The organism is Streptomyces sp. NPDC001351 (assembly GCF_042896045.1).
In the GTDB taxonomy this organism is placed as follows: domain Bacteria; phylum Actinomycetota; class Actinomycetes; order Streptomycetales; family Streptomycetaceae; genus Streptomyces.
The window spans coordinates 133,659-143,948 of sequence record NZ_JBIAWS010000005.1 but is presented as its reverse complement, the minus strand read 5'-3'; the positions used below and the strand labels follow the sequence as shown (position 1 = coordinate 143,948).

At 70.8% G+C, this 10,290-nt stretch carries 8 protein-coding genes; 4 read left to right on the top strand and 4 right to left on the bottom strand.

Going from position 1 to position 10,290, the window contains the following annotated elements:
* Position 1 precedes the first annotated feature (1 nt).
* Positions 2–1,561, bottom strand: a complete 1,560-nt coding sequence (locus ACFY1U_RS19550; protein WP_390695358.1) for an ABC transporter substrate-binding protein — start codon at positions 1,559–1,561, stop codon at positions 2–4.
* A 187-nt stretch (positions 1,562–1,748) separates the two neighbouring features.
* Between ACFY1U_RS19550 and ACFY1U_RS19545 the strand changes: the two genes are divergently transcribed.
* From ACFY1U_RS19545 to ACFY1U_RS19530, 4 genes are all read left to right on the top strand, one after another.
* The gene (locus tag ACFY1U_RS19545; protein WP_390695357.1) at positions 1,749–2,531 is read left to right on the top strand and encodes an IclR family transcriptional regulator; all 783 of its coding nucleotides are present in this window, start codon (positions 1,749–1,751) and stop codon (positions 2,529–2,531) included.
* Positions 2,532–2,696: 165 nt separating this feature from the next.
* A complete protein-coding gene (locus ACFY1U_RS19540) occupies positions 2,697–4,766 on the top strand; it encodes an FAD-dependent oxidoreductase (protein WP_390695356.1) in 2,070 nt (689 codons plus the stop codon).
* A 19-nt stretch (positions 4,767–4,785) separates the two neighbouring features.
* On the top strand, positions 4,786–6,039 hold the full coding sequence (locus tag ACFY1U_RS19535) for an SRPBCC family protein (protein ID WP_390695355.1): 1,254 nt from the start codon (positions 4,786–4,788) through the stop codon (positions 6,037–6,039).
* Entirely contained in the window at positions 6,036–7,121 is a 1,086-nt protein-coding gene (locus ACFY1U_RS19530; RefSeq protein ID WP_390695354.1) for an FAD-binding oxidoreductase, read from the top strand. The genes ACFY1U_RS19535 and ACFY1U_RS19530 overlap by 4 nt, the downstream gene beginning before the upstream one ends.
* 203 nt (positions 7,122–7,324) lie before the next feature.
* On the opposite strand, the gene ACFY1U_RS19525 is transcribed toward ACFY1U_RS19530, so the two are convergent.
* From ACFY1U_RS19525 to ACFY1U_RS19515, 3 genes are all read right to left on the bottom strand, one after another.
* Positions 7,325–8,206, bottom strand: a complete 882-nt coding sequence (locus ACFY1U_RS19525; RefSeq protein WP_390695353.1) for an alpha/beta fold hydrolase — start codon at positions 8,204–8,206, stop codon at positions 7,325–7,327.
* A 37-nt stretch (positions 8,207–8,243) separates the two neighbouring features.
* On the bottom strand, positions 8,244–9,524 hold the full coding sequence (locus ACFY1U_RS19520; protein WP_390695352.1) for a hypothetical protein: 1,281 nt from the start codon (positions 9,522–9,524) through the stop codon (positions 8,244–8,246).
* A 111-nt stretch (positions 9,525–9,635) separates the two neighbouring features.
* The gene (locus ACFY1U_RS19515; protein WP_390695351.1) at positions 9,636–10,214 is read right to left on the bottom strand and encodes a TetR/AcrR family transcriptional regulator; all 579 of its coding nucleotides are present in this window, start codon (positions 10,212–10,214) and stop codon (positions 9,636–9,638) included.
* Between the last annotated feature and the right edge of the window lie 76 nt (positions 10,215–10,290).

The window sequence follows — 10,290 nt, the reverse complement described above, 5'->3', positions numbered from 1 at the left end:
CTCAGGCCCCCTTCAGGCCGATGCCGATGTAGTCGAACTCGAAGCCGTGCTCGGCGTATCCGCGCACCTTGCGGGAGATCCCGACGAGCCGGTCGGCGAACATCGGGGTCATCGCCCCGCCCTTCTCGATCACCAACGTCTGTGCCTCGCCGTAGAGTTCGCGGCGCAACGCGTCGTCGGTCTCGGCGCGGGCGCGGTCGAGGACCGCGTCGAATTCCTTGTCGGACCAGGCGGTCTCGTTGTAGGAGGAGCCGCTGCGGAAGATCTGCGTGAAGAGCTGGTCGACGGGCCTGCCCGTGTACCAGTAGGTCGCCATCAGCGGCTTCTTCATCCAGATCTGTGTGTAGTACGAGTCCGCGGCGGCCGTCCTGACCCGGATGCGGATGCCGGCCCGCTTGGCGGACTCCTGGTAGGCGAGGGCCATGGGAGTGAGCAACGGGTCGTAGGCGGAGGTGTAGAGGTCGACGGCCAGCCCCTCCTGGCCCGCCTGCTTCAGCAGGTGCTTCGCCTTCTCCGGGTCGTGCGTCGGGTGCGCGGGGATGTGCAGGGGGTCGTCCGGCGGGACGGGGTTGTCCCAGCCCGCGCTGCCGGCGCCCTGGAGGGCCACCTTCACCACGTGCTCGGGGTCGTAGGCGAGCTTCATCGCCTGCCGTACGCGTACGTCCGTGAAGGGCTTGTCGGTGGTGAGCATCGGCAGCACGTACCACTGGGCGTTCTTCACCCGGGCGACGGTCGCGCGGTCGGAGGCGGCGACCACGCGGGCCGTCGCGAAGTCGAGGTTGGTCTGCGACAGCAGGTCGACCTGGCCCGCGAGCAGGGCGTTGGCGCGGGCGGACATGTCGGCCACGGAGTAGAAGGAGATCGCGTCGAGGACGGGCCGTCCGGCCCAGTGGCCGGAGTGGGCGATGACGCGCCCGGGGCCCGCGGGCGCGAACGACTCCAGTTTGAAGGGGCCGGTGCCGATGCCGGTGCGGCCGATGGACTTCGCGCTGCCGTCGGGGACGACGTAGCAGTTGTAGTGCGTGAGGAGGCTGGGGAACTCGGCGTTCGGGGACTTCAGCGGGACGACGAGGGTGTGGGCGTCGGGGGTCCGTAGCGTCTTGGGGTCGACGAGCGGGGCGAGCACGGCGGCCTGCGGGGAGGCGGTCGCCTTGTCGATGATGTGGCGCAGGGTGTAAGCGGCGTCGGCCGAGGTGAACGCGCGGCCGTCGTGGAAGGTGACGCCCTTGCGCAGCCGGAAGGTCCAGGTGCGGGCCTTGGCGTCGGTCTCCCAGGACTCGGCCAGGTCGGGGGCCAGTCGGCCGTCCGCACCGACGCGGACGAGGCGGTTGTAGAGGGCGCCGAGGTATTCGTACGCGGACAGGGAACTCGCCGGGTCGAGGGTCTCGGCGTCGGACGCGGGCGGCCGGGCGATCCGGAGGGTGCCGCCGCGGTCCGGGGTGCCCTTCGGGGCCGCGGCGGGCAGCACCGCGCCGGAGCACCCGGACAGCCAGGACGCACCGAGACAGGCGGCGCCGGCGGCCAGGAACGACCGCCGTCCCGCGTGGTGGGTGTCGGGCATGGGCCGACCGTCCTTCTCGTTATTCGTTCAGCGGAACGATTGAGTGGAGTGCGTGAACGATAGCCAGCCGGTGCTTTCCGGCCAACCCTCGGGCGCGGAGAATTAACCGCGGAAACGGACCCGTAACCACGGCAAGGGCGACGACGGAGGCCGGGACGGGCCACGCGCGCTGACTATCCTTTCCGCCATGACCAGCACCGGAAGGCCCCGCGACACCTCAGTGCAGTCCGTGGACCGTGCGGTGTCGATCCTGCAGTCGCTGTCCCGGGGCGGCCCGTCCGGCGTCACCGAGGTCGCCGAGGCGCTGGGCCTGCACAAGGCGACGGTCTTCCGGCTGCTCGCCACGCTGGAGTCCCGCGGACTGGTCGAGCAGGACGCCGAGCGGGGGCGCTACCGCCTCGGTTTCGGCATGGTCGAACTGGCCGCCGGCGCCGGACGGCAGAGCGACCTCTCCCTGCTCAGCCGCCCTGTCTGCCGCGAACTGGCGGCCAAGGTGGGCGAGACGGTGAACCTCGCGATCCACGACGGGCTCGAAGTGATCACCATCGACCAGGAGATGGGCGGCGCGACCATCTCCAGCGTGGACTGGGTCGGCAAGCGCAGCCCGCTGCACGCCACCGCGGCCGGAAAGCTCTTCCTCGCACACATGCCCGAGCAGCAGGCCGACGAGGTGCTGGAGCGCGGGCTCGACCGGTACACCCCGCACACGATCACCGACCCGGCGCGCCTGAAGGCCGAGCTGCGTACGGTCCGCGAACGCGGATACGCCACCACCTCGCAGGAGCACGAGATCGGGCTGGCCGCCGTCGCCGCACCGATCCGCTCCCTGGACGGCCGGGTCGTCGCCGCCGTCACCGTCTCCGGCCCCACGTTCCGCCTCGGCGACGACACCGTGCCCGCCCTCGCGGAGCAGGTCAGACAGGCGGGCGAGCAGATCTCCCTGCGCCAGGGGCACCGCCCGCAGCCCTGACCCCGGCGGACCGCATCCCGGCAGCCCCTTGACGGCCACGGGCAGGCGCCTCCACCATTTGTCTCGCATCGCGAGTCAGTTTCGCAATGCGAGACATCCGCGCTCGCTGTACGGCCATCGACGCCCCGCCGCAGCGACCGGCCTCCCACTTCCCGAGGAGTGGTTGTGCCTTCCCAGAGTTCTCAGAATTCCCAGAGCCTCGACCCTCTGCTCCAGCCCTTCCGGCTCAAACACCTCACCCTGCGCAACAGGGTGGTCAGCACCTCCCACGAACCGGCCTTCGGCGAGGACGGTCTGCCCAAGGACCGCTACCGCGCCTACCACGTCGAGAAAGCGCGCGGCGGGGTCGGCCTGACCATGATCGGCGGTTCCGCCGTGGTCTCGCCGGACAGCCCGCCCGCCTTCGGCAACCTGCTGCTGTACCGGGACGACATCGTGCCGTGGCTGCGCCGCCTCGCCGACGAGGTGCACGAGGCCGGGGCGGCGGTGATGTGTCAGGTCACCCATCTCGGCCGCCGTACCAGCAATTACGCCGGAGACTGGCTGCCGGTGCTGTCCGCCTCGCCCCTGCGCGAGCCCGCGCACCGCGCGTTCCCCAAAGCCGCCGAGCCGTGGGACCTCGACCGCGTGACGGCCGACTACGTGTCCGCCGCGCTGCGCTGCCGGGAGGCAGGCCTCGACGGCATCGAACTCGAGGCCTACGGCCACTTCCTGGACAGCTTCCTCTCCCCCACGACCAACCGCCGCGACGACGCGTTCGGCGGCAGCCTGGAGCACCGTATGGCGTTCCCGCGCCGGGTGATCCGGGCGGTGCGGGAGGCGGTCGGTCCGGACTTCGTGGTCGGGATCCGGCTGATGCTCGACGAGGCCCGCCCCGGTGGGCTGACCTTCGACGACGCCCTGGTGGCGGCGGAGCGTTTCACCGACGACGGCATCGACTTCGTCAGCACCATCCGCGGCTCCATCGAGAGCGACGCCTCCCTGGTGCGCGCGATCCCGCCGATCGGCACTCCGCTGGGCCCCTTCCTGGAGTTCACCGGCGAGGTCCGGCGCCGGCTGCGGGTGCCGGTGATGCACGCGGCCCGGATCGCCGATGTGGCCACCGCGCGGCACGCCCTGCGCGAGGGACTGCTCGACCTGGTCGGTATGACCCGCGCCCAGATCGCCGACCCCCATCTGGTCGCCAAGGTCGCCGACGGCCGCGAGGACCGCATCCGGCCCTGCGTCGGGGCGAGTTACTGCCTGGACGCGATCTACGACTCGGGCGACACCAAGTGCGTCCACAACCCGGCGACCGGCCGGGAGCTGACGCTGCCCCACACGGTGCCGGTGACAACCGGGCGCCGCAGAAGGGCAGTTGTCGTCGGTGCCGGTCCGGCCGGTCTGGAAGCCGCCCGGGTCCTGGGCGAACGCGGCCATGACGTGGTGCTGTTCGAGGCCGCCGACCTCCCCGGTGGCCAGATCCGGCTCGCCGCCTCCAACCCGCGCCGCCGTGATCTGCTCGGCATCGTCGACTGGCGGGTGGCCGAGTGCAAGCACCACGGCGTCGACCTCCGCTTCGGCCGCTACGCCGAGGCGGACGACGTACGCGCCGAACACCCCGACCTGGTGATCATCGCCACCGGCGGCATGCCCAACCGCACCTTCCTGGACACGGGCGAGGACCTGGTCGCCGACACCTGGGACGTGCTGACCGGCTCACTGCGCCCACGGGGCGAGGTCCTGGTCTACGACGACCATGGCGGCTACCCCGCGCTGGACGCCGTGGAGGTGCTCGCCCCGTCCGGCGCCCGCCTGCACTACGTCACCCCGGAACGCACCCTCGCCCCCGACGTCGGCAGCATGAACTCCCCCGCCTACCTGAGGGCCTTCGCGGAACACGACGTTGCCATCACCCTCGCCCGCCGCCTGCGGGCCGTGCGCCGCGCCCCGGACGGCCGCCGCCTGATCGCGACCCTCCACAGCGACTACACCGACGCCGACACCGAACTGACCGTCGACCAGGTGATCGTGGAGCACGGAACCCTGCCCATCGACGAGCTGTACCGCGAACTGCTGCCCGGATCCAGCAACTTCGGCGAGGTGGACCACCGCGCCCTGCTCGCCCACCAGGAGCAGACGGTGATCCGCAACGACACCGGCCGCTACCAGCTGTTCCGCATCGGCGACGCGGTCGCCGGCCGCAACATCCATGCCGCCGTGTACGACGCCCTGCGGCTGTGCCTGCCGGCCTGAACCCTTGTTGGAGACACCCATGAGCACACTCGCCCCCGCCCCGGACGTGTCGGCTCTCGTGGCCCGCCGCGCCGCCGGCCGGAGTCTCGAAGCCCCCTTCTACACCGGCCGGGAAGTCTTCGACCTCGACATCGAAGCGGTCTTCGCCCGGAGTTGGCTGTTCGTCGCCACCGAGGCCGAACTCCCCGAACCCGGCGACTACGTGACCGTCGCCCTCGGTCCGTACTCGGTGATCCTGCTTCGCGACGACGACGAAGAGATACGTGCCTTCCACAACGTCTGCCGCCACCGCGGCGCCCGCATACTCAATGACGAGCGCGGCTCCGTGGGCAACATCGTCTGCGGCTACCACCGTTGGACCTACGGCGTGGACGGCCGCCTGCTGCACGCGGAGTCGCAGCCGGCCGACTTCGACCCCGCCTGCTTCGGACTGCGGACCGTCCACGCCCGCACGGTCACCGGCCTGGTGTTCATCTGCCTCGCCGGGCAACCACCCGCCGACTTCGACGAGGTGGCCGCCCGCATCGAGCCGTACATCGCGCCGCACGACCTGCGCCGGGCGAAGGTGGCCACGCAGATCGACCTGGTGGAGAACGGCAACTGGAAGCTCACCATGGAGAACAACCGGGAGTGCTACCACTGCGGCGGCCACCCGGAGCTCCAGTGCTCCCTCTTCCCCGTCTACGGCTACGCCGAACAGGACGTACCGCCGGTGCTGCGCCCTGCGTACGACCGCTATCTGCAGGCCGACGCCGAGTCCCGCAAGACGTACGAGTCGCTGGGCCTGCCGTACGAGGCGATCGAGGAACTGGACACCCGCACCACCGGCTTCCGCATCCAGCGCGAACCGCTGGACGGCGCGGGCGAGTCCTTCACCGAGGACGGCACGGCCGCCTGCAAGCGGCTCCTGAACGACTTCCCCACACCCCGCCTGGGCCGTCTCTCCCTCCACATGCAGCCCAACGCCTGGTTCCACTTCCTCTCCGACCACGCGATCACCTTCTCCGTGATCCCGCTGGCACCGGACCGCACCCTGGTCCGCACCACCTGGCTGGTGCACCCGGACGCGGTCGAGGGGGTCGACTACGACCTCGACAGCCTGACCCGGGTGTGGACGGCCACCAACGACCAGGACGCGCTCCTGGTCGCGCGCGCCCAGCAGGGCATCGCCAGTCCCGCCTATCTGCCCGGCCCCTACGGCCCGACCGAGTACCAGGTCGAGGCGTTCGTCAACTGGTACGTGGCCCGGCTGAAGGCGCACCTGGCACCATGACCGACACGCTCCCGGCCTGGGCCGGAACCCGACCCTGGGACGACGAGGACACCGACGGACTCCTCGTCTGCCGGCAGATCCACTCCCTGACCCCGGACGTGAAGACCTTCGTCTTCCAAACTCCCGAGCCCCGCCTCTTCCAGCACGACCCCGGACAGTTCCTCACCCTCGGCGTCGACATCGACGGCCGGCCCGTCGAGCGGTGCTACACGATCTCCTCGCCACCGACCCGTCCCCACTCGGTCGCGATCACCGTGAAGAGGGTCCCGGGCGGGCTGGTCTCCAACTGGCTGCACGACCGTCTGCGCCCCGGACACACAGTGCGGGCGCGGGGCCCCCTCGGGGACTTCTCCTTCGTCCGGCACCCCGCGCCGAAGTACCTCTTCCTGTCCGGCGGCAGCGGTGCGACCCCGGCGATGGCCATGACGAGGACGCTGTACGACCTCGCGCAACCGGCCGACGTGGTGTTCGTCCACAGTGCCCGCACCCCCGCCGACATCCTCTTCCGCCGCGAACTCGACCTCATCGCCGCCACCGCGCCCGGCATCCGGGTGGTGCACGTCTGCGCGGCGGACGGTCCGGCCGAGCCCTGGGGCGGCCACCGCGGCCGGCTGACCTTCGAGATGCTGCGGCAGATCGCTCCCGACTTCCGTCAGCGGGAGATCTTCACCTGCGGCCCCGCCGGTTACATGGCCGCGGTACGCGACATGCTCTCGACGGCCGGGGTGGCGAGGGACCGCTGCCACGAGGAGAGCTTCACCTTCGAAGCGCCACCGTCCCCCGCGTCCGTGACCGACACCGGGGAAGCCACCGAAGGGCGCGTCTTCACCGTCGAGTTCACCCGCAGCCGACGCACACTCACCTGCGATGCGGGCACATCCCTGCTCCAAGCCGCCTCCCGGGCCGGCCTGAGCCTGCCCGCCTCCTGCGCCCAGGGAATGTGCGGCACCTGCAAGACCACCCTGCTGGCCGGGTCGGTCGACATGCGGCACAACGGAGGCATCCGGCCGCGCGAGATCGCCCAGAACAAGATCCTGCTCTGCTGCGCCACGCCTCAGGAGAACCTCGTCGTCGACGCCTGAGGGGAGATGCCGGATCGGTGCATCTCGGTGCCGTGGCCGCCCCACTCGCCGCCCTCGGCGACCGGGTGCGGTTCTCGTGCAGTGAGGTGAAGCCGATCCCGCGCTCGCGCAGCTCGGCGACCATGTTGCTGAGATCGTTTCAGGCACGAGGCCCTCGCCGTGCCGGGCCGCATCAGATCGCCGCCCTCGGCGACCGGGTGCGGTTACTGGTGCGTGGCCAGGAACGGCAGGAGGACGTCGGCCATCTCGTCGGGTACTTCCTCTGCGAGGTCGTGGCCGGCGTCGAAGACATGCCCGGTGACGTCGTGGGCCATGAGTCGCATCTGGGACTCGTTGCGGTCGCCGATGAACGCGGATCCGCCGAGGGCCAGGACCGGGATGTCCAGTTTCTTCTGTGCGGTCCGCCGGTTCTGTTCGGCGTCGACGAGCATGGCCCGGTAGATGGAGAGCATCGCGCGGATTCCGCCGGGCATGGAGTAGCAGCGCACGTATTCGTCGACCGCGTCGGGGGTGGCGCTGTCGGGCCGGCTGCGCTCGTACTTGATCATGTAGGTGATCAGCTCGCGTTCGTGTCCGGTGATCAGCATCTCGGGTATGTCGGGCTGGAAGTAGAAGCCCAGGTGCCACAGGTGCATGCCGCTGGAGACGTTCTCGGGGGTGAGGGCCGTGTGGTCCTCGAAGCCGAACCCGGGGAACAGGGCCTCGGCGAACACGAGAGCGGTGACGTGGTCGCGGTGGCGGGCGGCGAGCTGGTAGCCGATCACCGCTCCCCAGTCCTCGCCCGCCACGGCGTATGTCCGGTGTCCGAGGTGGGTCATCAGCTCGGCGATGTCGTCGCTCATGGTCGCCGAGTCGTAGCCGTCCGACGGGCGGGCGGAGTCGCCGAGCCCGCGAAGGTCCGGCACGACGACGGTGTAGCGCGGCGTCAGCTTGGGAACGAGGTGGCGCCAGTGGTAGCTGGTCTTGGGTACGCCGTGCAGGAGCACCACCGCGGGGCCGGACCCGGCTGTGCGGTAGTGCAGACTCGTTCCGTTCACGGCGGCTCGGCCCGTGCGGACGGGCGTTCCGTCATGGTCGAACATCATGTTTTCACCCTTCTTGGTGTCCGTCGCGATGCGGGTGTCAGTGGGCTTGCGCGGGGTCGACAAGGGTCACCAGGCGGCTCGGTCCGGTGCCGTCCGCGGTTGTCCGGGCAGCGGAACGGCCGACGGGGCGCAGGGTGACGTTCTCCGGGTAGAGCCTGCCGAGCAGGGCCAGTACGACGAGGTCGTCCTGACCGGTGGCGTCCAGCGTGACCTCGCCGCTCTGCGTCCACACCAGTCCCGGCGCGCGCAGCGCGGACCAGGCGTCGGCGGTGCCGGATGCGTCGCCTGCGGCGGGGTCCTCACGCTGGGTGAAGCGGTGGCCGCGCAGGGCTTGGCCGAGGTCGACGTGGGCGGTGGTGCCGTCGTGGGTGACCTCGATGCGGGCGGTGCGGGTCCCTTCGGCGACCGGCGCGGTGACGGTACGGGCGGAGAGCGGGCCGGATGCGGTGGTGGCGGGCGGCAGGTCCTCGACGAGGGTGCGGGGTGCGGCGTAGTAGTCCTGTACTTCGGGGACATACGTGGCGGCTTCACCGACGGCCGGGTCGGGGCGCCAGGTCAGCAGGTGCCGAGGTGCGGTCAGGGGCGGCTGGTCGACGACGGCGGGCAGGGCGGTGCCGCCACGCCCCTCGAAGCCGTAGCCGGCCGGGCCGGAGGTGCCGGTGACGACCTTGCGGGCGAAGGCCACGATGCTGGTGTGCCGGATCTGCCGCACCAGGAGTTCGGTGAGGAACGCGTCGCGGGCCGGTTCGGTGTGCCGCAGTCCGGTCGGGGTGATCAGGAGCGGGACGCCCTGCCAGTTGGTGAAGGGCAGCAGGGCGTCGCGCAGCAGGACCATCTGGTGGAGCCACTCGTTGTAGAGCTGCATCGTGACCGGTCCACCGCGCCGTCCGAGGAGCAGATCGGCTGCGGGAGGGGTGAGCAGGTGGCCGTAGCAGTGGCTGCGGACGACCAGCGGGCCGGCGGGCAGCGGTACCGGATCGGTGAGCAGCCTCTCCAGCGCCTCGGTCGACCAGGAGGCAAGCTCCTGGCCGATCGTCTCGGCCTGCGCGCCCAGTTCGCGCGCCGCCGAGGCACTGTCCGGGCCGAGGGACAGCGGGAGGGAGCTCTCCCGGGTGCCGAGGGCGAGTGCCGCGCGGATCTGGCCCTCCAGCACCTCGCTGTCGGCGCTGGTGAGGGCGTTGTCGTCGATGATGCCCTGGAGCAGCGGCTCGGTGGCGGTGAAGAACTCGCGGGCGGTCAGGGTGGTGCCGGCCGCGGGGAAGGTGTTCCAGCGGCTTCCGCCGAGAGCGGGCGTACCCGGGATGGATGCGCGGGGCATGGGTCCTCCGAAGTCTTCGATTGAAGCGGGGCGGGGTCGCCGGATCCCGTGTCCGAGCGGGCACCGGCGATTTTTCTGGATCGCTTGATACAGATTCCGGGCATGAAAAAGTCAGTCGAGGGCAGCCAGCGCGACCTCCACAAGGGGTTCGAGGGCGCGGACGTCCGGCGTGATCTTCGTGGAGACCAGCAGTCCGTTGAGGAAGGTGACGAGGAAAGCGGCGAGGGTGTACGGGTCGTGCCGCTTCGCGATCTCGCCCCGCTCCGCCGCGACCCGCAGCACTTCGGCGAGCGCGTCCCGGCTGGCGTCCTGCATGTCGCGCACGGTGCGCCGGGTCGCCGCATCCTCCGGCAGGCGCTCGCAGGCGGCATTGACCACCAGGCAACCCCGGCCGTTGTCCTCCACAGCGATCCGGACCCGCTCGACCAGCATCGCGCGGATCGCCGACCGGGCGTCCGCCCCCTCCTCCAGACTGCGCAGGGCGGCCGCCGCGAGGGTGGTGCGGTAGTGCTCCAGCGCCGCCCGGTACAGGCCGTCCTTGTCGCCGAACGCGGCATACAAGGACCCCTGCCCGATCCCCAGGTGCCCGGTCAGGTCGCGCACCGAGGTGGCCTCGTAGCCGCGCGTCCAGAACAGCTCCATCGCGCGGCTCACCGCCGCTTCCGTGTCGAACTCCCGGGTCCTTGCCATGACCCCACCGTAACCTATCTGGATCGCTCGCTCAAGAAAAGGGCCTGTGGCCGCCTGCCCCTTCGCTGACCTGCAG

Coding starts and splice junctions, on each gene's coding strand:
- ACFY1U_RS19550 (WP_390695358.1), bottom strand. CDS start 1,561: ATGCCCGACACCCACCACGCGGGACGGCGGTCGTTCCTGGCCGCCGGC.
- ACFY1U_RS19545 (WP_390695357.1), top strand. CDS start 1,749: ATGACCAGCACCGGAAGGCCCCGCGACACCTCAGTGCAGTCCGTGGAC.
- ACFY1U_RS19535 (WP_390695355.1), top strand. CDS start 4,786: ATGAGCACACTCGCCCCCGCCCCGGACGTGTCGGCTCTCGTGGCCCGC.
- ACFY1U_RS19530 (WP_390695354.1), top strand. CDS start 6,036: ATGACCGACACGCTCCCGGCCTGGGCCGGAACCCGACCCTGGGACGAC.
- ACFY1U_RS19525 (WP_390695353.1), bottom strand. CDS start 8,206: ATGATGTTCGACCATGACGGAACGCCCGTCCGCACGGGCCGAGCCGCC.
- ACFY1U_RS19520 (WP_390695352.1), bottom strand. CDS start 9,524: ATGCCCCGCGCATCCATCCCGGGTACGCCCGCTCTCGGCGGAAGCCGC.
- ACFY1U_RS19515 (WP_390695351.1), bottom strand. CDS start 10,214: ATGGCAAGGACCCGGGAGTTCGACACGGAAGCGGCGGTGAGCCGCGCG.